The organism is Actinoplanes lobatus (assembly GCF_014205215.1).
GTDB classification, from domain to species: domain Bacteria; phylum Actinomycetota; class Actinomycetes; order Mycobacteriales; family Micromonosporaceae; genus Actinoplanes; species Actinoplanes lobatus.
On record NZ_JACHNC010000001.1, the window covers coordinates 1,228,286 to 1,251,791 of the forward strand.

General features: G+C 71.6%; 23 protein-coding genes. 10 read left to right on the top strand and 13 right to left on the bottom strand.

Features of this window, described 5'->3' with window-relative positions; all coding sequences use genetic code 11:
- Position 1 precedes the first annotated feature (1 nt).
- The 5 genes from BJ964_RS05395 to BJ964_RS05415 are packed head-to-tail and all read right to left on the bottom strand — an operon-like array spanning position 2 to position 4,261.
- The gene (locus BJ964_RS05395; RefSeq protein ID WP_188119645.1) at positions 2-400 is read right to left on the bottom strand and encodes a hypothetical protein; all 399 of its coding nucleotides are present in this window, start codon (positions 398-400) and stop codon (positions 2-4) included.
- A gap of 47 nt (positions 401-447) precedes the next feature.
- The gene (fabG, locus tag BJ964_RS05400; protein ID WP_188119646.1) at positions 448-1,212 is read right to left on the bottom strand and encodes a 3-oxoacyl-ACP reductase FabG; all 765 of its coding nucleotides are present in this window, start codon (positions 1,210-1,212) and stop codon (positions 448-450) included.
- Between the two features lie 52 nt (positions 1,213-1,264).
- Positions 1,265-2,911, bottom strand: coding sequence for an alpha-amylase family protein (locus BJ964_RS05405; protein WP_188119647.1), 1,647 nt, complete (start codon positions 2,909-2,911; stop codon positions 1,265-1,267).
- Positions 2,904-3,917 carry a hypothetical protein gene (locus BJ964_RS05410; protein WP_188119648.1) on the bottom strand — a complete coding sequence of 338 codons (1,014 nt, stop codon included), beginning with the start codon at positions 3,915-3,917 and terminating at the stop codon, positions 2,904-2,906. Before BJ964_RS05410 ends, BJ964_RS05405 begins: the two co-directional genes overlap by 8 nt.
- The gene (locus BJ964_RS05415) at positions 3,914-4,261 is read right to left on the bottom strand and encodes a PadR family transcriptional regulator (RefSeq protein WP_188119649.1); all 348 of its coding nucleotides are present in this window, start codon (positions 4,259-4,261) and stop codon (positions 3,914-3,916) included. Before BJ964_RS05415 ends, BJ964_RS05410 begins: the two co-directional genes overlap by 4 nt.
- 126 nt (positions 4,262-4,387) lie before the next feature.
- Here BJ964_RS05415 and BJ964_RS05420 point away from each other — a divergent pair, with 126 nt between their 5' ends.
- Positions 4,388-5,035 carry a DedA family protein gene (locus BJ964_RS05420; RefSeq protein ID WP_188119650.1) on the top strand — a complete coding sequence of 216 codons (648 nt, stop codon included), beginning with the start codon at positions 4,388-4,390 and terminating at the stop codon, positions 5,033-5,035.
- A 9-nt stretch (positions 5,036-5,044) separates the two neighbouring features.
- On the opposite strand, the gene BJ964_RS05425 is transcribed toward BJ964_RS05420, so the two are convergent.
- On the bottom strand, positions 5,045-6,421 hold the full coding sequence (locus tag BJ964_RS05425) for a carbohydrate-binding protein (RefSeq protein ID WP_188119651.1): 1,377 nt from the start codon (positions 6,419-6,421) through the stop codon (positions 5,045-5,047).
- 134 nt (positions 6,422-6,555) lie between these two features.
- Between BJ964_RS05425 and BJ964_RS05430 the strand changes: the two genes are divergently transcribed.
- Both BJ964_RS05430 and BJ964_RS05435 read left to right on the top strand, forming a co-directional pair.
- Positions 6,556-7,728: a carboxylate-amine ligase gene (locus BJ964_RS05430; RefSeq protein ID WP_188119652.1), complete on the top strand. Its 1,173-nt coding sequence runs from the start codon at positions 6,556-6,558 to the stop codon at positions 7,726-7,728.
- A 182-nt stretch (positions 7,729-7,910) separates the two neighbouring features.
- Positions 7,911-9,191: a polysaccharide deacetylase family protein gene (locus BJ964_RS05435; protein ID WP_229806576.1), complete on the top strand. Its 1,281-nt coding sequence runs from the start codon at positions 7,911-7,913 to the stop codon at positions 9,189-9,191.
- Here the strand turns inward: BJ964_RS05435 and BJ964_RS05440 are convergent.
- On the bottom strand, positions 9,163-9,999 hold the full coding sequence (locus BJ964_RS05440; RefSeq protein ID WP_188119653.1) for an Fpg/Nei family DNA glycosylase: 837 nt from the start codon (positions 9,997-9,999) through the stop codon (positions 9,163-9,165). The two genes, BJ964_RS05435 and BJ964_RS05440, sit on opposite strands and share 29 nt — an antisense overlap.
- Positions 10,000-10,090: 91 nt before the next feature.
- Between BJ964_RS05440 and BJ964_RS05445 the strand changes: the two genes are divergently transcribed.
- The 4 genes from BJ964_RS05445 to rocD all read left to right on the top strand — a co-directional run bounded on the left by BJ964_RS05445 (position 10,091) and on the right by rocD (position 13,573).
- Positions 10,091-10,696: an ATP-dependent Clp protease proteolytic subunit gene (locus BJ964_RS05445; protein ID WP_188119654.1), complete on the top strand. Its 606-nt coding sequence runs from the start codon at positions 10,091-10,093 to the stop codon at positions 10,694-10,696.
- Positions 10,697-10,781: 85 nt separating this feature from the next.
- Positions 10,782-11,282, top strand: coding sequence for a Bax inhibitor 1 family protein (locus tag BJ964_RS05450; RefSeq protein ID WP_188119655.1), 501 nt, complete (start codon positions 10,782-10,784; stop codon positions 11,280-11,282).
- Positions 11,283-11,475: 193 nt separating this feature from the next.
- Positions 11,476-12,273 carry a dimethylargininase gene (gene ddaH, locus BJ964_RS05455; RefSeq protein WP_188119656.1) on the top strand — a complete coding sequence of 266 codons (798 nt, stop codon included), beginning with the start codon at positions 11,476-11,478 and terminating at the stop codon, positions 12,271-12,273.
- Positions 12,274-12,358: 85 nt separating this feature from the next.
- Entirely contained in the window at positions 12,359-13,573 is a 1,215-nt protein-coding gene (rocD, locus tag BJ964_RS05460) for an ornithine--oxo-acid transaminase (protein ID WP_188119657.1), read from the top strand.
- Positions 13,574-13,613: 40 nt separating this feature from the next.
- On the opposite strand, the gene BJ964_RS05465 is transcribed toward rocD, so the two are convergent.
- Complete coding sequence (locus BJ964_RS05465; RefSeq protein ID WP_188119658.1) at positions 13,614-14,762, bottom strand: FHA domain-containing protein; 1,149 nt, start codon at positions 14,760-14,762, stop codon at positions 13,614-13,616.
- 141 nt (positions 14,763-14,903) lie between these two features.
- On the opposite strand from BJ964_RS05465, the gene BJ964_RS05470 reads away from it, so the two are divergent.
- A complete protein-coding gene (locus BJ964_RS05470; RefSeq protein ID WP_188119659.1) occupies positions 14,904-15,644 on the top strand; it encodes a hypothetical protein in 741 nt (246 codons plus the stop codon).
- On the opposite strand, the gene BJ964_RS05475 is transcribed toward BJ964_RS05470, so the two are convergent.
- Together BJ964_RS05475 and BJ964_RS05480 are read right to left on the bottom strand one after the other, a co-directional pair.
- Complete coding sequence (locus BJ964_RS05475; RefSeq protein ID WP_407650790.1) at positions 15,641-16,660, bottom strand: 1-acyl-sn-glycerol-3-phosphate acyltransferase; 1,020 nt, start codon at positions 16,658-16,660, stop codon at positions 15,641-15,643. The genes BJ964_RS05470 and BJ964_RS05475 overlap by 4 nt on opposite strands.
- A 23-nt stretch (positions 16,661-16,683) precedes the next feature.
- Positions 16,684-17,535, bottom strand: coding sequence for a patatin-like phospholipase family protein (locus tag BJ964_RS05480; protein WP_188119661.1), 852 nt, complete (start codon positions 17,533-17,535; stop codon positions 16,684-16,686).
- Positions 17,536-17,600: 65 nt separating this feature from the next.
- Here BJ964_RS05480 and BJ964_RS05485 point away from each other — a divergent pair, with 65 nt between their 5' ends.
- Both BJ964_RS05485 and BJ964_RS05490 read left to right on the top strand, forming a co-directional pair.
- Positions 17,601-17,963, top strand: a complete 363-nt coding sequence (locus tag BJ964_RS05485; protein WP_188119662.1) for a MerR family transcriptional regulator — start codon at positions 17,601-17,603, stop codon at positions 17,961-17,963.
- Positions 17,945-18,292 (top strand): thioredoxin family protein, encoded by a 348-nt coding sequence (locus BJ964_RS05490; RefSeq protein WP_203832625.1) that lies wholly within the window; start codon positions 17,945-17,947, stop codon positions 18,290-18,292. The genes BJ964_RS05485 and BJ964_RS05490 overlap by 19 nt, the downstream gene beginning before the upstream one ends.
- Here the strand turns inward: BJ964_RS05490 and BJ964_RS05495 are convergent.
- The 3 genes from BJ964_RS05495 to BJ964_RS05505 form a co-directional block, all read right to left on the bottom strand.
- Entirely contained in the window at positions 18,289-18,504 is a 216-nt protein-coding gene (locus BJ964_RS05495) for a hypothetical protein (protein WP_183216903.1), read from the bottom strand. The two genes, BJ964_RS05490 and BJ964_RS05495, sit on opposite strands and share 4 nt — an antisense overlap.
- Before the next feature lie 40 nt (positions 18,505-18,544).
- Positions 18,545-21,727, bottom strand: a complete 3,183-nt coding sequence (locus BJ964_RS05500; RefSeq protein ID WP_188119663.1) for a cyclic nucleotide-binding protein — start codon at positions 21,725-21,727, stop codon at positions 18,545-18,547.
- 233 nt (positions 21,728-21,960) lie between these two features.
- Positions 21,961-23,493, bottom strand: coding sequence for a S1C family serine protease (locus BJ964_RS05505; protein WP_188119664.1), 1,533 nt, complete (start codon positions 23,491-23,493; stop codon positions 21,961-21,963).
- Between the last annotated feature and the right edge of the window lie 13 nt (positions 23,494-23,506).

Sequence of the window (23,506 nt, forward strand, 5' to 3'; positions counted from 1 at the left end):
CTCAGCCCCCGGACCTGCTCGACGAACCGCTGCCGCCCTTGCCGACGACGCTGGTCTTGACGGTCCCGTTGCTGATCCGCCCGCTCGACGGCAGCCCGAACTTGGCACGCGAAGCGGCGTCGTTGTACGCGAACTTGGACCCGCCGGAGGGCAGCTTCTGGCCGACCGGGTAGCCCGACCGGTAGCCGGCGGAGTGCCAGATGAAGAAGCCGCTGCCACCCCCGCCGCCACCGTCGTCGTCGTCGCAGTTGTCCTCGTCGACGATCACTCCGTTGGCGTCGGCGCAGTAGAAGCCCTCGTCGACGTAGTCGTCGTTGTCGCACGCCGCCGTACCCCCCGCGGCCAGCAGGAGGAAGGTGCTGGTCAACGACACGGTCCGGGAACTCATGCGTCGGTTCATGATTACTTTGTAACTGTTCTCAGCAAGTTGCCAGCAACCACGATTCCTCAGTCCCTCGGTCCGCCGGCCACGTAAATCACCTGTCCGGAGACGAATCCGGCACCCTCACTCGCCAGGAAGGCGACAGTGTTCGCCACGTCCTCCGGACGGCCGGCCCGGGCCACCGGGATCTGGCTCACCGTGTGCTTCTCGAAGTCGGCGAAGTCGACGCCGATCCGGGCGGCGGTCGCCTTGGTCATGTCGGTCACGATGAAGCCCGGCGCCACCGCGTTCGCCGTGATGCCGAACTTGCCCAGCTCGATCGCGAGGGTCTTGGTGAAGCCCTGGAGCCCGGCCTTGGCGGCGGCGTAGTTGGCCTGGCCGCGGTTGCCGAGGGCGGAGGTGCTGGAGAGGCTGACGATCCGGCCGTACTCGGCGGCGACCATGTGCTCCTGGACGGCCCGGCTGAACAGGAACGCGCCGCGCAGGTGGACGGCCATCACCGTGTCCCAGTCGTCCTCGCTCATCTTGAAGAGCAGGTTGTCACGCAGCACGCCGGCGTTGTTGACCAGCACGGTCGGCGCGCCCAGCTCGGCGACGGTCCGCTCGACGGCGGCCACCACCTGGTCCTTGTCCGCCACGTCGGCACCGATGGCGATCGCCCGGCCGCCCGCCTCCTCGATCGCGGCCACCGTCTCGGCGCCGGACTTCTCGTCCAGGTCGACGACCGCCACGGCCAGGCCGTCGGCCGCGAGCTTGCGGGCGATCGCGGCGCCGATGCCGCGGGCGGCTCCGGTCACGATCGCGACACGAGAGGGTACGGACTGCGACATTGCGGCCTCCAGCAGGGTGATCTCCGTGACTGGAGGCCGAGCCTAAACCCCGTCAGGTGGTTCTGCGCATCCGGATCCACCGGTATCCGTACCCGCTGACCTTGATCTTGTCGAGTCCGTCCGGTTCCGGGTACTCCTGGTCGGCCAGCACGTCGTTCGGGAACTCCGCCTCCCCGGCCAGGCCGCTGAGATCGACCACCGCCTCGGCGTCGCTCAGATTGTGCACGAACAGCATGGTGCCGGTGACGTCGTCGGCGCGATGCGCCAGCACGCCGCGCGGCGCGGGCACGTCGACGTGGGTGCAGCGGCCGCTGCCGACCTCGGGGGCCTCCCGGAGCGTACGGATCATCCGCTCGAACCAGGACAGCAGCGACGCCGGATCGTGCCGTTGCAGGGTCACGTTGACCTTCTCGAACCCGAACTCACCACCGGAGATCACCGGCCGGATCAGGTCGTCCTCCCCGGCGCTCGAGAAGCCGCCGTTCGGCAGCAGGGACCACTGCATCGGGGTACGGATGGCGTTGCGGCCCGGCAGCGCGAGGTCGTCGCCCATCCCGATCTCCTCGCCGTACCGCAGCACGGGAGTGCCCCGCAGGCTGAACTGGAGCGAGTAGGCGAGTTCCAGCCGGCGCCGGTCGTTGCCCAGCATCGGGGCCAGCCGACGGCGGATGCCCCGGCCGTACAGCCGCATCTCCTCGTCCGGCCCGAACTGCTCGAACACCTCGCGGCGCTGCTCGGCGGTGAGCCGGGACAGGTCGATCTCGTCGTGGTTGCGCAGGAAGGTGGCCCACTGGCCGCCGGCCGGCAGCTTCGGTGTGTCGCGCAGCGCGTCGATGACCGGCTCCGGGTCCCGCCGGGCCAGGGCGAGCACCATCTTCGCGTTGAGCATGAAGTCGAACAGCATGTGGATGCGGTTGCCGGAGCCGCTCTCGTCGCCGAAGAAGGCGACCAGCCGCTCCGGCTCCACGTTGGCCTCGGCCAGCAGGATCGCGTCGCCGCGCCGCCACTGCACGTGCTGGCGCAGTTCGGTGAGGAAGTCGAAGTCCATCGGCGAGGACGGGTTGCCCGGCTCGGTCTCCTCGATGATGAACGGCACCGCGTCCATCCGGAATCCGGCCACCCCGAGCTGCAACCAGAACGCGCAGATCTTCTTGATCTCGGCCCGGACCTCGGGATTCCGGACGTTCAGGTCGGGCTGGAACCGGTAGAACCGGTGGTAGTACCAGAGCTTCGCCGTGCGGTCGTAGGTCCAGGTGGCCTCCTGCTCACCGGGGAAGACCATGCCCTGGTCACGGTCCGGCGGAGCGGTCTCGCTCCAGACGAACCAGTCACGGTACGGCGAGTCCGGCGACGAACGCGCGGACCTGAACCACGGGTGCTGGTCCGAGGTGTGGTTCACCACCAGGTCGATGATCACCTTGATGCCCCGGTTGGCGGCCTGATGCAGCAGTTCGGCGAAGTCGCCCAGGCTGCCGAACCGGGGGTCCACGTTGTAGAAGTCGGACACGTCGTACCCGTCGTCGCGGCCGGGCGACGGGTGGACGGGGTTGAGCCACAGGCAGTTGACGCCGAGCCGGGCCAGGTAGTCGAGCCGTCCGATCAGGCCGCGGATGTCACCGCAGCCGTCGCCGTCGGAATCGGCGAACGAGTCGATGTCGAGGCAGTAGACGACGGCTTTCGAGTACCACCGGTCATTCATGCGCCCTTACATGTCCGTGGCCCCGGCCGGCCAAACGTTCCCGGAGGCCCAGCAGCAGCACGCCGCCACCGAGCACCAGGAACGGCAGCAGGAACAGCACCACGGCGGACAGGACGCCACCGACCGACGGGCCGGAGTAGCGCCACTCGGTGACCACCTGGTCCACCGCCTGGAGGACGAACGAGATCATCAGGACGACGGCGGACAGCACCGCGATCCGGCCGCGCACCCGGCGGCCGGCGGTCCACGCCGCGGCGGCCAGCGCCAGGGCCGGCAGCCCGTAGTAGGCCAGGTCCCAGAACAGTTCGAAGAGCCGCGGGTCGAACCACGGGCGTTCCTGGGCGCGGGACCGGGCGAGCGCCTCGGTAGCCGCCGCGACCACCGTCCCGGCGGCGACGAGGGCCAGACCACGGCCGCTCAGAACGGCCCGGACCGGGCGGTCGGAGAACGCGAACAGGCCGGTCACCACGATCGCCAGGCCGAACTGCCAGAGCAGGAACATCGCGAACACCGGCCCGATCGCGGTCCACAACAGCATCGCGCCGGCCTGCACCAGCACGCCGGCGGCCGCGAGCGCCACCGTCGCCCGCCGCAGGCCCAGCACCGCCGCGGTGACGACCAGCAGCCAGATCGTCGTGCGCGCCGCCGGGTCGGCCAGCATCAGGCCGTCGACGCCGAGGGCGCGCATCGGGTCGCCCCGGCCCCACAGCATCAGGCCGGCCGCCAGCCGGCTGACCGCGCCACCGGCCAGCACCAGCGCGACGAACAGGCCGGTGACCGCGGCGGCGGGGCGCCACCCCGTACCCCTCTGGGTGTGGAAGGAGTGACCCAGCCGGGCGGTGAGGCCCGCGCGCAGCAGGTCCAGCGCGTCGGCCGGGGAGGGGAAGCGGCGGCCGGGCTCGGCGCCGGACATCAGCACGCCGACCATCTCCTCCTCGTAGGCGGCCCGGTGGCCGGACGGATAGACCCGCAGCAGGCGGCGGTAGCGGACTTCCAGGGTGGTCACGCGGGTGCCCCTCCGATCTCGGCGCGGCGGGCGCGCAAACGGCGCTCGGCGATTGTCGCCTGGCTGCGCAGGCGGGCGGTCTCGGCGGCCAGGCTCTTCGCCCCGGCCGCGGTGAGCCGGTAGTAGCGCCGCAGCCGGGACTGCACGACCTCTTCCCGGTCGACCTCGATCAGGCCCTCGGCGCGCAGCCGGTCGAGGGCGGCGTAGAGCGTGCCGGCGCGCAGCCGGACCCGCCCGTCGGTGATGGTGGCCACGTCCTCGATCACGGCGTAACCGTGCCGGGGCTCCTCGGCCAGGGCGGTGAGCACGAGGAACGTCGGCTCCCGCATCGGGCTCTCACTCATGCCGGAAGCATATACCGATGACAGGTATATACGGGGGGCGGTTCACAGGCCACTTCCCGGGTAACTCTCAGCAACCGGCTGCACTGTGTAGAGGGTTCCCCACGCTCAACTCATGGAGGCGCGCACATGGCCGACGGTGATCTCGGCAATCTCGGCGGACTGACCGGCTGGGTCGCCTCGGTGATCGAGTCGCTCGGCGAGGTCGGGGTCGGCCTGCTGGTCGCCCTGGAGAACCTGATCCCACCGATCCCCAGCGAGATCGTCCTGTCGATGGCCGGGTACCTGGCCGGTGAGGGCCGGGTGAATCCGCTCCTGGTCTGGGTCACCGCGACGCTGGGCGCGCTGCTCGGGGCGGTGGCGCTCTACTGGCTGGGCCGTGGGCTCGGCGAGGAGCGGCTGAAGCACTGGCTGGACCGGATCCCGCTGGTCGACCCGGACGACCTGAACCGGGCGGACCGCTGGTTCGAGCGGCATGAGCGGGCCACCGTGCTGTTCGGCCGGTGCGCCCCGGTGGTGCGCAGTCTGGTCTCCATCCCGGCCGGCGCGAACCGCATGCCGATGGGCTGGTTCATCCTCTGCACCGTGATCGGCAGCGGAATGTGGAACGCGCTGTTCATCGGCGCCGGGTACGCGCTCGGCTCCCGCTGGCGGGACGTGGAGAGGTACAGCCACTGGTTCGACTACGTGATCTGGGCGTTCTTCGCCGTCGCGATCGCGTCCTGGGTGGTGAAGAAGGCGCGCAGGCGGCGGCAGCGCGCCGCCGCCCGCACGTGAGAGCTCCCGCTACTTCCGGAACTGGATCCAGTTCACGTTCACGAAGTCGGCCGGCTGACCACTGGTGAAGGTCAGGTAGACGGTGTGCGATCCGGTCACGTTCGACACGTTGGCGGGGACCGAGGTCCAGGTCTGCCAGCCGCCGGTGTTGGCCAGGGCGAAACTGCCGATCGGGGCGTTGCTGCGACTGTCCAGGCGTACCTCGACCAGACCGCTGACCGCGGTTCCCGCACCGGACGCGACCCGGCCCACGAAGTCCTTCACCCCGCCGGTCCCGAAGTTGACATTGTTGAACTGGAGCCAGTCACCGTTCGCGACGTAGCTGACGTTCTGGCCGCCCTCGGAGCAGGTCTCCAGCTGGACACCGGCGGAGCCGTTGAACGACTCGGCCTCGATCCGGGAGTAGGCGTCCCGGCTGGTCCCGCTGGTCGGGGTCGGGGTGGGGCTGGTCGTCGGCGTGGTGCCGCCGCTCGACTGGTAGACCGCCACGTAGTCGATCACCATCGGCACGCCGGACTGGGTGGCCGAGGTCGGGCCGCCCCCGAACGCCGCCGGGAACCCGCCGCCGATCGCCACGTTCAGGATCATGAAGAACCCGTGGTGCAGGGCGTTGTTCCAGGTGGTGGAGTCGACCGCGGTGGAGGTCAGGGTGAAGTAGTTGGACCCGTCCAGGTAGAACCGCAGCTGCTCCGGGGAGGTGCTCCGGTCGTACTCCATGGCGTAGGTGTGGAAGGCGCCGAGACAGCCGCTGCAGGCCCGCTCACCGCTGGTCAGCCCGGTGGTCTCGTTGCACGGCCCGCCGGGGTTGCTGCCGCAGTGCAGGGCCGAGAAGACGCTGGAACGGCCGTTGATGTTCTCCAGGATGTCGATCTCGCCGATGCTCGGCCAGTTGGTCGCACCGACCGGGCGGGCCGCCGCGCCGAGCGCCCAGAACGCCGGCCAGTAGCCGGCCGCGGCCGCGCCGGTCACGTTGGGCTGCTGGATCCGCGCCTCCATCCGCAGCTTCCCACCGGACGGGGCGGCGAAGTCGGTGCGCTGGGTCTCGACCCGGCCGGAGGTCCAGTTGCCGGCGGAGTCCCGGATCGGCTTGATCACCAGGTTGCCGCCGCCGTCCTGGTAGACGTTCGCGGTCGAGTCGGTCATCGTCTCGATCTCGCCGGTGCCCCAGTTGGACGCACCGCCGGGATAGCCGGTGCCGGTGGAGTAGAGCCAGTTGGTGCGGTTGAGGCCGGTGCCGGACGCGCCGGTGAAGTCGTCGCTGAAGACCAGGCTCATCCCCGCCGGGGCGGAGGGGACGGCGGCCTCGGCCTGGGCGACGAAGGTCACCGAGGCGCCGACCGCGAGCATCGCGGTGGCCACGGCGAGTATGCGTCGGGGAGCTTTCATGGGGGACGCGCCTTTCGCGGGGGGATATGTCGGGAGAGAGCGCTCTCACAGATTGCACGCTTGTTTCCGGGAGTTGTCAACATGGAAGTTCACCGATCGTTTCCGGGGACAGGGCGCCGGGTATCCCGGTGCCCATGACAAGCGCCACCGAGGGCACGGCGATCTCTCCCGAACTCGCCGCCAGGGCCGAACGCGAAGACCTGCTCACCCTCGGCGTCGAGGAGGAGTACCTCCTGGCCGACGCGATGGAGCCGCACGCCGTGGAGGCCGTCGAGAAGGTCTTCGCCGAGATTCCCGTGGAGCTGCGGGACGTGGTGCAGCACGAGTACCAGCGCAGCCAGATCGAGGTGGCCGGCCCGCCGCAGCTGGAGCTGGACGACCTCGCCACGGCCCTGCGCCGGCTGCGCACCGAGGTGGCCGACGCCGCCGCGCGGGCCGGCGCGCGCCTGCTCGCGGTCGGCACCGGGCCGGCCGCCGGGCCCTGCATCCGGATCGTCGACGATCCGCGCTACCACCGGATGCGGGAACACTTCGGCGACCTCTCCCCCGGCCAGGGCATGTGCGGCACCCACGTGCACGTCAGCATCCCCGACCCGGAGACCGGCGTCCGCGTGCTCAACCACCTGCGCCCGTGGCTGCCGGTGCTCCAGGCGGCCACGGCCAACTCACCGCTCTTCGCCGGCCACGAGACCGGGTACGCCAGCTGGCGCTCGATGATGTGGGAGCGGTGGCCCACCGTGGGGCCGACGCCGTACCTGCGGTCGCACGAGCACTACCTGACCCTGGTCGCCGACCTCCAGCAGAGCGGCGCCATGCTCGACGAGGCGATGCTCTACTGGTACGCCCGGCTCTCCGCGCACTACCCCACCGTGGAGATCCGGATGGGCGACGTGATGCCCACGACCGACGACGCCGTGCTGCTCGCCGCGCTGGCCCGGGCCCTGGTCGCCACCCTGCTCCACGAGGTGCGTGCCGGTGTGGAGGCGCCCGACGTACCGCACCCGCTGCTGATGGCGGCACACTGGCGGGCCGCGCACGACGGCCTCGAAGGGCTGAACATCGACATGGCCACCCGGCAGCCGCGCCCGGCCTGGCGCCTGCTCCGGCAGCTCTTCGACTACGTGCGACCGGAGCTGGAGCGGCACGGCGACCTGGCCACCGCCACCCTCCTGATGGGACGGCTGCGCGAGCACGGCACCGGCGCGGCACGGCAGCGCGCGCTGCTGGCCCGGGGCGCTTCGGTGGCCGATGTGGCGACCTGGTTGGCCGCCGCCACCCGTGGAGAGGACGCTACATCATCGATCTGACGGATGTTTGCTCTGCGTAGTCGCACGACATGAGCTGGAAATATCACCGCGTGTGCCGACAAGGTGACTGATTCGGTATCGCGCTTGATCTTGCGGCACGGTAGGCATGACGGATGCCGCCGCACTCTTCGCTCTCACCAGCGCCGACGTCTCAAGGGGACAGACCGGTGGGGCGGCACCGGGTGCCAGAGGCGCCGACCGTCCCCCTACCCCGGATCCCGGTTCCCCGGATCCCGGTCCCCCGGGTCGCCTTCCTGGACGGCGGCGGCTCCGCACGGCACCGCGCCGGGGCGGACGAGTCGTACGGATCCTCCCGGACGGCCGCCCGCCGGACGCGCGCCGCGGAGGCCAGGCACGCGCAGAACCGGCGCGGGTCCACGACGGACCGGGCGTCCACCGGCACGCACCGCGCGCCCAACAGCCTCCCGGTGGAGGCGTGGGTGCAGGCCGCCCGCAACCGGCCGCAGGTGCTGCTCGGCACGCTCGTCGCCGCTGGCCTGCTGCTCACCGCCGTGCCGATCCCGCAGTCCGGCGGGGAGAGCAACAGCGTGATGACGGCCGCCGCCGAGGCGGTCGGCGTGATCAGCAAGAGCGAGAAGAAGAAGCCGGAGAAGAAGGCCGAGCCGGACCCGGTCCAGGCCCTTCCCGCGAACGTCGACCCGTCGGTGGCGCCCTCGCCGTCGGCGCCGACGGCCACGCCCACCGTCCAGCCCACCGGGAAGCAGCCGGAGCAGGTCGTGGTCCCGGTCGGCGACGGGCCGTTCAACTCACTGCGCACCACCGGATCGCAGCTGGTGATGCTGAGCTTCGACGACGGGCCGGACCCGGAGGAGACGCCGAAGATCCTGGCGATGCTGGAGAAGTACCAGGTGAAGGCGGTGTTCTGCCTGGTCGGCACGCAGGCGCGGCGGCATCCGGACCTGGTCCGGCAGATCGCCGCCGCCGGGCACGTGCTCTGCAACCACACCTGGAGCCACGACCTGCGGATCGGCAAGAAGAAGCCGAAGCAGATCCTCGCTGATCTGGAACGGACGAACGCGGCGATCCGCGCGGCCGTGCCGGATGCCGAGATCCCCTACTTCCGGGCCCCCGGCGGCAATTTCACCGACCGGCTGGTCAAGACGGCGTACGGCGACGGCATGACCTCCCTCTACTGGGAGGTGGACCCGCGCGACTGGGAGCACCCCGAGGGCGAGACCTCCGAGCAGCACGTGAAGCGGGTCGTCGCGCAGGTCAAGAAGGAGACCCGGCCGGGCGCGATCGTGCTGTCGCACGACTTCAACCAGCCGGACACCACGGCCGCGTACGCCGAACTGCTCCCCTGGCTGGTGGAGAACTTCCAGGTCGGCGTCCCGGGCGCGGCGTCCGAGCCGACCCCCGCCCCGTCGGAGCCGGCGCCCACGCCCTCGACCACCCCGGCCGAGACGCCGTCGGCTACGCCGAGCGCTTCCGCGGCTCTGTGACCGGCGGCTGGCAGGCCGGGCACCAGTAGAGGTTGCGCCCGGCCATCGGGCCGCGGGCGATCGGGGTGCCGCAGACCAGGCAGGGCTGGCCGGGGCGACGGTAGACATACACCTCGCCGCCGTGCCGGTCCACCCGCGGCGCCCGGCGCATCGCCTCCGGGGTGTGCTCGGTGTGCACCGTGTCGATCCGGCCGCGGGCCACGCCCTCCTTCATGAGCGCCCGCAGATCGTCCCAGATCGCCGTCCAGCGGTCCGGGCCGATCGCGACGCCCGGGGTGGCCGGCGACAGGCCGGCCCGGAACAGCACCTCGTTGGCGTAGATCAGGCCGCAACCGGCCACGATGGACTGGTCCAGGAGCAACGCGGACAGCGGTTTGGTGCTGGACCGGATCCGGCTGTACGCGAACGCCGGGTCGGCGTCGTCACGCAGCGGGTCGGCGCCCAGACGGGCCCGCAGCAGGTCGGCCGCGGCCGGGTCGAGGACCTCGCAGGCGGTCGGGCCACGCAGCTCCAGCCAGTGATCAGAACCGGTCAAGACCATGCGCAGCTGGCCGACCGGGGCGGGGGCGGGCAGCTCGCCGTCGGCGAACTTGCCGTACAGCCCGAGGTGGACGTGCAGGATGCGATCGCCCTCGTAGTGGTGCAGCAGATGTTTGCCGCACGCCTCGGTGTCGAGCAGCACACGCCCGTCGATGAGGGCGGCCCCGGCGGTGAAGCGGCCCTGCGGGCTGTGCGCCCGCACCGGATGCCCGGCGAAGAGCTCACGATGGCGGGTCGCGAGGCGGTGAATGGTATGTCCCTCCGGCACGCACCAAAGGTAGCCGGGCATTATGCCGTGAGCGGATTCGCCCTGAGGCGAATCGCTGGGATCCGGGAAGCGAGTGGGAGAAGGTGGGTTCATGAGCATTGAGACGACCATGCGGGGCGGCGGCGCGTCCTTCGACGACCAGGTGTTCGACCGGCTGCTGCGGGAGCGGATCATCTTCCTCGGCAGCGAGGTGAACGACGAGGTGACCAACCGGATCTGCGCGCAGATGCTCCTGCTCGCGTCCGAGGACTCCGAGCGCGACATCGCTCTCTACATCAACTCTCCGGGCGGCTCGATCAGCGCCGGCATGGCGGTGTACGACACCATGCAGTACATCAAGAACGACGTGGCCACCATCGCGATGGGCATGGCCGCGTCGATGGGCCAGTTCCTGCTCTGCGCGGGCACCCCCGGCAAGCGGTACGCACTGCCGCACGCCCGGGTCATGATGCACCAGCTCTCCGGCGGAATCGGCGGCACCGCCGCGGACATCGCCATCCAGGCCGAGAGCATGCTGCACATCAAGCAGGTGATGAACGAACGGATCGCCTTCCACACCGGGCACACCCCGGAGGAGATCGAGCGCGACTCGGACCGGGACCGCTGGTTCACCGCGATCCAGGCCAAGGAGTACGGCCTCGTCGACCACGTGATCGCCAAGGCGACCGACGTGAACGCGGTCTCCTCGCTGATCTGAGGAAGACCGTCACCCGCGCCGCCCGTGTCAATTCCGGGCGGCGCGGGTACATAACCACGTCAGAACCTGACAAGGAGGTGCTGACGTGCGGATCCCTACCTTCCCGCGCCATTCCACGGACGAGGACACGGCCACCGGGCGGACCCCGGTGACCCCCCGCCGGGACGACGGCGCGACCACCACGACCCTGCCCCCGGTCCGCTCCGAGACCGAGCGCGCCCGAGCCGTCTCCGAGCCGGTCGCGGTCCCGTCGCCCGCTCCGCGGGCCCGAACCGGTTTCCTGGCCACCCTGGGCCTCATCCTCTCGGTGGCGGGCGCGATGCTCGTGCTCTCCGGCCCCCTTCTGGGGTACGGCGTCGGCGTCGCCGCGGTAGCCCTGATCATCTCGCTCGCCGGCGTCTTCGGGACCCGCAAGCGGCACGTGGCCGGCAAGACCAGCGCGCTGATCGGGATGGCCCTGTCCATCGGCGCGATCGTGCTGGGCGTCCTCGCGCTGACCGGTCAGATCTGGTGGCTGGGCACCGGCACCGACTCGGCGACGGAGCTGCGGACATGGCTCGACACACAGTTTGCGAACCGGACCTGACGGGTACTGCTCTGACATGTCCTTCAGCGGTTCGCGGAGGACGCCGAGGCCCCGGCATGGGTGGCGGTTCGCCGCCCCGCCGGGGCCTTTGCAACGAATCGCCGCGGGCCGCCGCGATCACGCAACGATCGGCCGCGTCACGCATGGTTGATCAGGGGCATCCGACGGGCCCCGCGACCTACCGTTTTCTTCCATGACGTTCAAGCGCCGCTACCTGATGTGCCGGCCCACCCACTTCGCCGTCACCTACCGGATCAATCCCTGGATGGACCCGACGGCGCCGTACGACAACGCGCTGGCCATCAGCCAGTGGGAGAACCTGCGGCAGACCTTCCTCGGTCTCGGCCACGCCGTCGAGCTGATCGATCCGCTACCCGGGCTGCCCGACATGGTCTTCGCCGCCAACGGCGCCACCGTGGTCGACGGCCGGGCCCTGGGTGTGCAGTTCCGCGACGCCGAGCGGGCCGACGAGGCCCCGGCGTACGCCGCCTGGTTCCGTGAGAACGGCTTCGACGTGCTCGAACCCAAGCACACCAACGAGGGCGAGGGCGACATCCTGCTCGCCGGGGACGTGCTGCTGGCCGGCACCGGCTTCCGGACCTCGCACGCCTCGCACGCCGAGACCCAGGAGTTCCTCCAGCGGCCGGTGATCACCCTCCAGCTCGTCGACCCGGCGTACTACCACCTCGACACCGCCCTCTGCGTGCTGGACGAGACCAACATCGCGTACCTGCCGGAGGCGTTCTCGCCCGGTTCGCAGGCCGTGCTCCGGCAGCTCTTCCCCAACGCGATCATCGCCACGCCCGAGGACGCCGCCGTGCTCGGCCTGAACGCGGTCAGCGACGGTGAGACCGTGGTGCTGGCCGAGCAGGCCACCCACCTGGCCGGCGCGCTGCGGGCGGCCGGATACCGGACCATCGGGGTCGACATGTCCGAGCTGCGCAAGGCCGGCGGCGGACCCAAGTGCTGCACGCTGGAGGTCCGGCGATGATCGACTGCACCGAGTGGCAGCCAGCCGCAGCAGCGGACGGCCTTTCCGACGAGGGCCGGGAGAGCATCGCAAAGGGGTACAGCAAGTGACGACCGTTGAATTCCGTACGCCGGGGGCGCTGGCCGACGCCGAGCGCTGGACCGCCCACAACTACCACCCGCTGCCGGTGGTCGTGGCCGAGGCCGAGGGCGCCTGGGTGACCGACGTCGACGGCCGCCGCTACCTGGACTTCCTGGCCGGCTACTCGGCCCTCAACTTCGGGCACCGGCACCCCGGCCTGATCGCCGCCGCGCACGCCCAGCTCGACCGGGTCACCCTCACCAGCCGGGCCTTCGTGCACGACCAGTTCGCCACGTTCTGCCGCGGGCTGGCCGAGCTGTGCGGCAAGGACCTGGTGCTGCCGATGAACACCGGCGCCGAGGCCGTGGAGACCGCGATCAAGGTGGCCCGCAAGTGGGGTTACCGGGTCAAGGGTGTGGCCGACGAGCGGGCCGAGATCATCGTGGCGGCGAACAACTTCCACGGGCGTACCACCACGATCGTCAGCTTCTCCACCGATCCGGAGGCGCGGGCCGACTTCGGGCCGTACACGCCCGGGTTCGTCGTGGTGCCGTACGGCGATCTGGACGCGGTCCGGGCCGCGATCACGCCGAACACGGTGGCGGTGCTCATGGAGCCGATCCAGGGCGAGGCCGGTGTGCTGGTGCCGCCGGCCGGGTTCCTGGCCGGGCTGCGTGAGCTGTGCGACACGAACAACGTGCTGATGATCGCCGACGAGATCCAGTCCGGGCTCGGGCGTACCGGGAAGACCTTCGCCATCGAGCACGACGGCGTGGTCCCGGACATGTACGTGCTCGGCAAGGCCCTCGGCGGCGGCATCGTGCCGGTCTCCGCGGTCGCCGCCGACCAGGCCGTCCTCGGTGTGCTGCGGCCCGGCGAGCACGGCTCCACCTTCGGCGGCAACCCGCTCGCGTGCGCGGTCGGCGCCGAGGTGGTCCGGCTGCTGGCCACCGGCGAGTTCCAGGAGCGCTCGGCCCGCCTCGGCGCGCGGCTGCACGCCGGCCTGGAGGCGATGATCGGCCACGGTGTGGTGGCGGTCCGCGGCCGTGGGCTGTGGGCCGGCGTGGACATCGACCCGGCGCTGATGACCGGCCGGCAGGCGTGTGAGCGGCTCGCCGAGCGGGGCGTGCTGGCCAAGGACACCCACGGGTCGACGATCCGGCTCGCGCCGCCGCTCGTGGTCACCGAGGAGGACCTGGACCACGCCCTGGCGCAGCTGGCCGCCGTACTGAAGGGTTGATCCGAGCATGTGCCGCCGCCCATTGGGCGGCGGCACATCGCTATCTGCCGACCGGCCGGAACGCCATGGTGGGAGCCTCGCTCATCACCGACTCGGGCTGGACCACGCCGCCGCTCGCCCACATCTTCGACCGGCCCACGTGCACCTGGGCGTAGAGCTCGACGATGTCCTCCGGGCCGAGCACCCGGCGCTCGTCGCGGCGCAGCGTGATCCGCTGGTCGTCGTCTGACGAGCCGCCCGGGCGGACCCCGGTGCCGTTGGTGCTGACATCCTGGGCGGTCACCTCGCCGCCGCGCAGCGACAGCCGGACGTGCCCGCGGCTGATCCACTTCCGGGCGTCCTCGGTGAGCCACTGGCCCAGCATGACCCCGCCGCCGCCCTCCGGCGCCCGGCCGATCACCACGGCCTTGTCCTCGGACACCACGAAACGCTGACGGATCACGCCGTCGATGCGCACCGAGAAGACCTCGGTGGCCGGGCGCGCGCCCATGTCCTTGAGCCGGTCACCGTGCCGGGGGCAGGTCGGTGCGCCGGCCCGCAGGGCGGGCGGCGGCTGAGACACCGGGCTGGTGAAGGTACGCATGTCGGCGAACGGGCTGTCCGGGTCGCCGCCGTCGCCGTAGGTGTTGCAGTTCATCTGTGGGCAGCGCCACACCCGGGCGAGGAGCCGCTCACCGAGCGGGGACCGCGGCACCGGCGGCGCCGCCTCACCCCGGCCGACCCGGGCCACCAGCACCGGGCCACCCTGGTTCGACACCAGGGCGAGCAGCCGGCCCGGATCGGTCACCCACGGCCGGCGGTCCCGGAACCGGTCCTCCCGGTCACGGGTGAGCACCGGCAGACCGAGCATCTCGGCCACCTCCAGCACCCGGTCGTCGATCTGCGGGACCACCTCGACCTTGCCGTCGTCCGCCCAGCGGCGCACCACCATGCGCTCGTTCGACGTCAGGTCGGCGTCGGAGAGCAGTGCCCGGGGCGCGACCGCGTAGACCGGGACGCTCTCCTCCGACACATACCGCCCCAGGGCGTCGATCAGCAGACCTAGGCGGACCAGGCTGGCCGGACGGCCCCCGTCGAGGTCCGCGTAACGGACCACCTCTGACAGATCCACCACACCCCGGGCCAGTGCCGGATCGGTGGTGAGCCGGGCCTCGATGGCATCGAGGACCTTGCTGACCTCGAATCTCACGAGTCCTCCCCTGTTACGTACGCGTGCGGCCCCTCCGAACCATCATGCCCCGCCCATGATCGCCGGAGAAATCGGGCCGGTATTTGTCGGACCCGGCCGCTATGGTGGGCGCCGCTCAAACGAATCGACAAGGAGACACACATGAGGTTCCAACGGCTGGCCGTCGTCACAGTGACGATCGCGGCCCTCGCCGGGATGGGTGGCTGCGGTTCGGCCTCCACCGACTCGAAGCCCGCCGCCACGCAGGCCGCCGCCGACCCGCTGGCCGAGTTCGTCGCCGCGTCGAAGAAGCTCGGCACCGAGACGATGAAGATCAAGATGGCGATGCCGGGCGGCATCGAGGGCAGCGGCGTGTCCGACCTCGCCGGCAAGAAGGTCGACATGGTGATGAGCATCGACGCCGCCGGGCAGTCGATGAAGATCGCGGTCCGCCTGGTCGGCGACGAGATGTTCATGAAGTACGAGACCGGCGCGGGCGCCAAGTGGTGGCGTCTCGACGTGTCGAAGCTTCCGGCGAGCAGCTCGATGAACCCGAAGAACATGGCGGACGCGTCGGCCATCGCGCAGGCCGCGGTCAAGGTGGAGAAGAACGGGGACACGTTCTCCGGCACGCTCGACATGACCAAGTCGCCGACCTCCGACCCGGAGTCGCTGAAGGCCCTGGGCGACAAGGCGACCGCCATCCCGTTCACCGCCAAGGTCGACGGTGAGGGCCGGCTCACCGAGCTGGTCATCGACATGAGCTCGATGGGCGCCGGCGCCGGCAAGATGACGACCACCTACTCCGACTTCGGCACCCCGGTGTCGGTGGAGGCCCCGCCGGCCGCCGAGGTCACCGAGATGCCGGCCGAGATGCTCAAGTCGCTGAGCCAGACGGCCTAAGCGTCGGCGCGCCCCGGCCGCGTCCACAGTGGCCGGGGCTCCGGACGGTTCTCGTCGATCCACGCGTCGATACGGGCCCACCAGTCGTAGAGCCAGTCGATCCGCTCCTGTTCGCCGGTGGGCACCTCCTCCGGCGGCACACTCCAGAACCGCATCACCAGCCGCTTGTCCATCGGCAGCTCACGCCACACGTCGGCGACGCTCGTCATCCGGTCCAGGCCGGTGTGCGCCACGAAGATCACCCCGGCGTCCGGGGCCGCGTCGATCGCGGCGAAGAGCCCGCCCGGCTTCGGCGGCAGCAGGTTGTTCAGATTCTCCGCCCTGGCCGCCAGGTCGTGCAGACCACGGGACCACAGCCGGGCGATGGCACTGGCCCTCCGGCGGAGCGTGAAGTTGCCGCCCTCCGGGAAGATCACGAAGGCGTCGTTGTCGTCCAGCCCGGTGGCCAGCTCGCCGATCTGCTGCTCCAGCGTCGCCGTCCCGGTACGGCCCGGCGAGATGAACCGGTTCGGCAGCCGGTTGAGCAGCACATCCACCGCCGGATCCCACTGGAGGGCCGCCTTCAGCACGATCCGCGGCTCCCGGGCGAACCAGTTGACCAGCGCGTGGATCAGGGTGAAGGAGTCACCCGGCCCGGCGTGCCGGCTCACCACGATCTCCGGGCGGCCGGGCTGCGCGGTGTCCGGGTCGGTGCCGACCACGTCGATCGTCAGGTGCAGCGACCAGCGGGCGAACCAGAAGAGGCTGCGCAGGAACCAGCCGGTCAGCACGTAGTGCGCCCGCTGGAAACCAGGACCGCGGATCTTCCAGCCGAAACCCGACGCCACCCAGAGCACCGCGAGCCCGGCCAGCGCCACGGCGTCCCACACCAGGTAGACGATGAGCAGGAAGACCACCCGGGGCACCCGCAGCCGGCCCGGCACCACCGGCGAGACGGCCAGCGCGATCAGCAGCCAGACCGGCAGGGTGGTGAGCAGTGTGAAGGCGAGCAGGACGACGGCCGGGGCGATCACCATGCGGCGGACCCAGACCGGGGGCATCAGCGGCCCGGCCCCGGCAGCGGATTCACGTTGGCGTTCAGGTAGCGGCGGGACGCGGTGTAGGCCCGGCTGATCCGGCGCCCCACCGCGGCCATGTCCCGGTACGCCCACGGCGAGTCGTCCCGGTTCTCCCCGCCGCCGCTCGGCAGCACGTGGACGCGGACGTCGTCCGGCAACGACGCCAGCTCGCGGGCGAACCGGTGCCGCCGGGCGATCTCGAACGCCACCTGCGCCACCTCCCACGGCCGCTTCGGCACGCTGAGCTGGCGTTCCACCCGGCCGACCTGGAGCACGAAGATGAGTTTCGCCCCGAGCCGGACGGCCTCGCCGATCGGGATCGAGTTGACGATCCCGCCGTCCACGTAGTGCTCGCCGTCGATCTCCATGGGTGGCAGCAGCCCCGGCACGGCCGACGAGGCGACCACCGCGTCGACCAGCGGGCCACTGTCGAACCAGTGCTCGGCGGCCCGCTCGATGCTGGCCGCACAGCAGTGGAACGGCACCTTGAGATCGGCGAACGTGGCGTTCTCCCCCAGCTCGCTCTCCAGCAGGCGGCGCAGCGGGCGGGGCGAGTGCAGATGGGTACGGGCGGCGAACCGGCGCATCTGGCGGCCGAGGGAGTCGCCGTACACCGCGGCGGCCTCCGGCGACGTCCAGAGCCGGACCAGGCGCTCGGTGACGTGCTCGGCCGGGTCGGCGGCGACCAGGGCGCCGTTCACCGCGCCGATCGACGTGCCCACCACCAGGTCCGGGCGGAATCCGGCCCGGAAGAGCGCCCGCAGCATGCCGACCTCGACCGCGCCGAGCACGCCCCCGCCGCCGAGCACGAAAGCCACCGGACCGTCGACCATGTCACCATCCTCGCACGATCTTGCAGCCTTGCCCTGACACCGATGTCAGGGCTTACCGTCGGCTCATGCTTATCGGAGAGCTGGCCGACCGGGCCGGCACCAGCCCGCGGACGCTGCGCTACTACGAGGAGCACGGGCTGATCCGTCCGCGCCGGGACGCCAACGGCTACCGGCAGTACGACGACGCGGAACTGCGCGTGGTGCACGAGATCCGCACGCTGCTCGCCGACGGATTCGGCGTGGACGACATCAAACCGTTCGTCGCCTGCCTGCGGGCCGGCAACAGCGCCGGGCACGTCTGCCCGGAGTCGGCGGTCGTGCTGCGGCGGCGACTGGCCGAAGTGGACGACCTGCTGGGCCGCCTCACCGACGTACGGGAGCGGCTCCAGGACCAGTTGAAGGAGATCCGATGCCAGATGACACCCTGACCACCGTCACCGACGCCACCTTCGCCGAGATCGTGCTGTCGGCGAAGGTCCCGGTGCTCGTCGACTTCTGGGCCCAGTGGTGCCCGCCGTGCGGGCCGCTGAAGCGGGTGCTGAGCGAGCTGGCCGGCGAGTTCGGCGACCGGGTGCTGATCGTCACGCTGGACGTGGACGCCAACCCGTCGACCACGATCGCCTACCGGGTGCACTCGATGCCGACCCTGCTGTTCCTCCGGGACGGGACGGTCACCCAGACGATCGTCGGCGCCCGGCCGAAGTCGGTGCTCCGGCCGGCGATCACCAACCTCATCACGCCGTACGCGAACGTCTAGTCCAGCTCGGGCATCGCGACCGGCTGTGGCCGGGGACGGCAGGTGCCGCACTGCACCGCGTCCTCGACCACCAGCGCCTCGGCCCGGTCGCGGCGGGCCGACCGGGTCACCTCCAGCAGGTACGGCCCGAAGCGCGCGTGCTCGGCGCACACCCCGCGCCCGCAGAACCGGCAGATCGCACGCGCCCCCTCGGCGCAGAACCAGCACAACATGGGCGGCCACTCCTTCTCACGTCGGGGAGGCCGCCCATGGTCAGTTGCTGGACGGCCCCGTGGTCGTCGGCTCGGGCTCCGGCGCGGTGGTCGTCGGGTCCGGGTCCGGTGCGGTGGTTGTCGGGTCCGGGTCCGGCGCGGTGGTCGTCGGCTTCGGCGTGGTCGGCTTCGGCGTGGTGGGTTTCGTGGTCGTCGGCTTCGTCGTGGTGGGCCGGTTGGTCGGCACCGTGATCGTCGGGTTGCCGGTGGTGGGCTGGGTCGTCCGGGTCGTCGTCGGGTTCGTCGTCGCCGGGTTCCCGTCGTCCAGCGGCTGGTCGTCCGTACCGGGAACGGTAGTCGGGTCGGTCGACGGCGCCGGGATGGCCGGCGCCTCGGCCGGGGCCGATTCCTCGGTCGGGTCCGGGGTCGGCTCGGCCTCGGTCGGCGGGGTGACCGGCACGCCGTCGCCGCAGTTCAGCGGCTGGTTGTCGGCCTCGTTACGGGAACCGCCGACGTTCACGGCGCCTTCCGAGACCGCGACACCGGCGGTGTCCACTGAATACCACGCCCGGCCGTCGCTGGTCACGTCACCCTGGGTGCGCAGCACGGTCAGATCCAGCGGCTCGTACGCTCCGCTCGGGCTGCTCGTGTCGGCCAGCAGCCGCCCGTTCTCCAGGTTGAGCCGGCCGGACGGGGTGGACCGCCGCCCGTTCTCCACGCCCACCGCGGTGATCCCGGTCCGCGAGCCGCCGCACAGCACCACCGCGGCGCCGCCCGGGAAGGTCAGCAGGGCCACGCCCCGGCCCGGCACCTCGATCTCGGCGCCGACCGCGAGGTAGCGGCGGTCGTCCGGACCGAGCGCGATCGACTCCCGGTCGGCCACCGCCGTGGCGGAGCCGCGCTGCACGGACAGCAGCACCCGCTCGGCGGGCATCTCCGCCCAGGCCGGTCCGGAGCTCACGTTCACCAGCAGGCTGCCGAGGGCGAACACCAGCAGCAGGCTCACGAAGCCCCACATCCGGCGTTCGAAGTGCCGGTCCACGTCGTACTGCTCGTCGGCGTCCGGCGGGCCGGGCGGTACGGCGAGGGGCGGGTGCGCGGCGCCGGGCCGGGCCACCGCCGGGATGCTGGGCCGCAGCGACGGCATCGGGACGCCGGGGCCGTACGAGCCGATCAGCGGGGGCAGGTCGGAGGCGTCCGGGATGACCCACAGCCGGACCGGGGTCCGGGCCTGGGCCACCATGCCGGGGCTGCCGTCGCCGACCGGGCCGACCAGGGTGCCGCGGCGCAGTTCGACGCCGTCCGGCATGGCGATCACGCCGGATTCGACGACCACCGCGTGGGTCGGGCCGGGCAGGATCACCGGCGCGCCCGGGTCCAGGTCGGCCGGGTGCGCGGCGGCGATCAGGGCCAGCCGCTGGTCCTCCTCCAGCGCGGCGAGCGCCGGGGTGTCGGCGAACAGGGCCTCGGCCTCGGCGCGCTCCTGCGGCGGCGGGCCGGGCATCGGGCCGACCACGGTGGCCACCGTGGAGGTGGGCAGGGTCAGCAGGGTCACGCCGGCGGTGTGCCAGTCGAGCTGGGCGCTGCGGCCGGTGAGCGCGGTGGCCAGGCCGACCACGCCACCCGGGCCGACGTGGTGCCGGATGGTGCCGCCCGGGTCGCCGGGCCGGCGGCCGTGCAGCGCGCCCTCGGCCACCACGTAGACGGCGCCCTGGGTCTCCCCGGCGAGCACCAGCTGACGGCCGGTCGGCGGACGGTACCACCGGGCCCGGGCGGCGAGCGCCTGCAACGACGGCTCGGGCAGGCCGCCCAGTTCGGAGGCGCGCAGGGTGGCCACCCGGCGGGGCAGGTCGGCCTCCCGGTCGCGCTCGGCCATCTGCTGGCGCGCCCGGCGGACGGCCCGGACCAGGCGGCCCAGCAGGAAGTAGAGCGGCGGCGCGACGACCCCGAGGACGATCACCAGGAGCAGCAGCGCGCCGGCGAAGCCCTCGTACCAGAGGCCGACGATCAGGCCCTCGATCCGGTCGGTCCACAGTCGATAGCCCAGTCCGATGGCGCTGACCAGCCACAGCAGCGACAGGAAGCCGTAGAGGGCGACGAGCCGGCCCTCCCGGTCCAGCGACTTCCAGCCCGGTCCGCGACGGCGCAGGCGGCCGCCCATCCAGGACAGTGCGCGGGCCCGGACGTCCGGGATCTCCAGCCAGTCCATCAGCAGGTACTTGCCGTCCAGCGGCAGCAGCGGGCTGAGGTTGAAGAACGTGTGCAGGTAGAACAGGAACGCCAGCTTGAAGGTCACCCCGGCGACGGCCGGGATGACGAGACCGGTCAGCTGGAACAGCCCGGCCAGGCCCAGGGCGGTGGCCGGGCCGGCCGCGGTGACCGCGATCCGGGCGCGGCGGCCGGCCATCCAGACGTCGCTGGCGTCGACGAAGACCGAGGGGACTCCGAAGTAGAGCATCAGGCCGGCGGCCGGGACCTCCCGGCCGACCCGTTTCGCGGCGAGCGCGTGCCCCAGCTCGTGCACCGTCAGGACCAGCACGTTCAGTGACACCAGGGCGAGCGCGCCGAGCAGGTACGAGTCGCCCACCAGGAAGAGGGACCGGCTGCCCCGCTGCCAGGTGCCCGCGAACAGCAGCAGGCCGACGGCCGCCACCACCGCGCCGATCCACACCGCGACCCGTGTGAAGAGCAGCCGGCCGACGGTGGTGTAGAGGGTGGTGACCAGGCTGTCGACCGGGAAGGACAGGACCACGCGGCCGCGCGCGGCGGCGGCCAGCGAGTCGCCCATCCGCCGGGGCAGCGGGTCCCGGCGCAGGTCGCGCAGCGGGCGGAAGGCGTCCATCGGCAGCTCTTCGAGCATCCGGTTGGCGGCCAGGTCGGCGACGACCCGGCGGACCTGGTCGGGCGCGAGGCGGCCGGCGATCCGGGCGAACTCGGCGACCAGCCGGGCCACCGTGCTGTCGCCGTCCATCATCAGGGCGAGCTGGTACTCCTCCGGGGTCAGCCGAAGGTACGAGCTACGGCCGCCGTCCTCGGGCGAGCGCAGCATCACGTACCGTCCGCCGCGCACCGCCGTACGATGCCGGACCTCGATGCCGGAGCGCAGGATCGGGCGTGCGCTGGCCGGGTTGAGCCGGTCCGCGACGGTGTGCCAGAGGCCGGTGTCGGCGGGGCCGGCGGGCACTCCCGGAGCCCGGCCGGCCAGGGCTTCCCAAACGTTGGTCCGGGTCTCGACGTACGTCAACTCAGGAGGCCCTTCACTCCGCCGGTCGTGGTGGGGGGTTGCTCGCCGGCGACTGGCGAAGGCGTCGCCGATGGCGAATGGAGATTAGGCGGTCGCCTGCACAAACGCGAGCCCTGGGCGGGGAAACCGTCCTGTTGGTCGCTAAGGTCCCGAATCCCGGCATAGACACAATCACGGCGGGTGACGGACCCACCCCCGGGTACGTCACCCGCCGTGGCGGGAAGAGCTGATGCCTACTGCGTCTCTTGCAGGGTGACGGTGACCGTCTGCTTGCTGCCGTTGCGGGTGAAGTCGAGCGTCATCTTCTCCCCGACGCTGCCCGCCTGGACCACCGCGACCAGATCGTCGGAGTCGTCGATGGCCTTGCCGTTCGCCTCGGTCACCACGTCGCCGGTCTGGAGCCCGGCCTTGTCCGCCGCGCTGCCGCCGGTGACGCTGCTGATCAGGGCCCCGCCGTTCTCCGCGTCGGTGACGCTGACGCCGAGCGCCGGGTGGCTGACCTTCTTGCCCTGCATGAGCGACTCGGCGACCTGCTTGGCCTTGTTGCTCGGGATGGCGAAGCCGAGGCCGATGTTGCCGGTGCTGGAGCCGGAGGTGGCGATCGCCGAGTTGATGCCGATCACCTCGCCGTTCGTGTTGACCAGCGCGCCGCCGGAGTTGCCCGGGTTGATCGGGGCGTCGGTCTGCAGGAGGCCGGTCATCGTGGTGGTCCCGGACTGCTGCTGCTGTTGCTGGCCGCCGAACGGGCTCTGCTGCTCCTCGCCGCCGGACTGGATGGTGCGGTCCTTGGCGCTGATGATGCCGGCGGTGACCGAGCCCTCCAGGCCGAGCGGGCTGCCCAGGGCGAGCACGGTGTCGCCGACCTGGATCTGCGCGCTGTCGCCGAAGGTGGCGGCCTTCAGGTCGGAGACGCCGGTCGCCTTGATCACCGCGAGGTCGGTGCGCTCGTCGGTGCCGACGATGGTGGCCTGGGTCTTGGTGCCGTCCGCGAAGATGACCGTCACGTTCGAGCCCTGGGCGGTCGAGACCACGTGGTTGTTGGTCACGATGTAGCCGTCGGCGGTCAGCACCACGCCGGAGCCCTCGCCCGAGCCGGTGGTGATCGACACGACGCTGTCCTGGACGGCGGCGGCGATCTGGGCCAGCGACGACCGGTCCACCACCCGGGTGACCGACGAGTTGCCGCTCTGCACGGTGTTGACCGTGTTGTTGCCGTCGAGGGCCAGCGCGGTGGCGGCGCCGACGCCGCCCGCGGTGAGCGCGATCAGCAGCGCGGCCGCTCCGGCGAGGAGGACCTTGCGGCCGGAGCCCGGCCGGCGCGGGGCGCCGGTGGTCTGCGGCGCGGCCCAGGCCGGCGGGACGGTGCCGTCGCCGGCCGCCTGGGCCGCCGCCGCCGCGTGCCAGGCGTGGTACGCCGACTGCTGCTGCGCGTAGTCCTGGTAGCCGGCGGCCTGCGGCGAGTACCCCTGCGGGGCCTGGTAGCCGTAGTGCGGGTGGCTGTAGGGAACCTGGCCCGGCTGCGCGGAGACCGGCTGGGTGGACACCGGCTGCGCGGAGACGGGCTGCCCGGAGACGGGCTGCTGCTGCTGTTGCCAGGGCGACTGGGCCCAGGCGCTGTGCTGCTGGGGTGCCGCGGACTGGGGAGCACCGGACTGCGGAGCAACCGGCGGCTGCGCAAGAGTCGGCTGCTCAGACTCCACCCGCTCCGTGCTGCTGTGGTCAGCAACGGCGTCCGCGGGCCGCGGGTTGGTCTCGTTCTCGTTCATGTGAATAACTCTG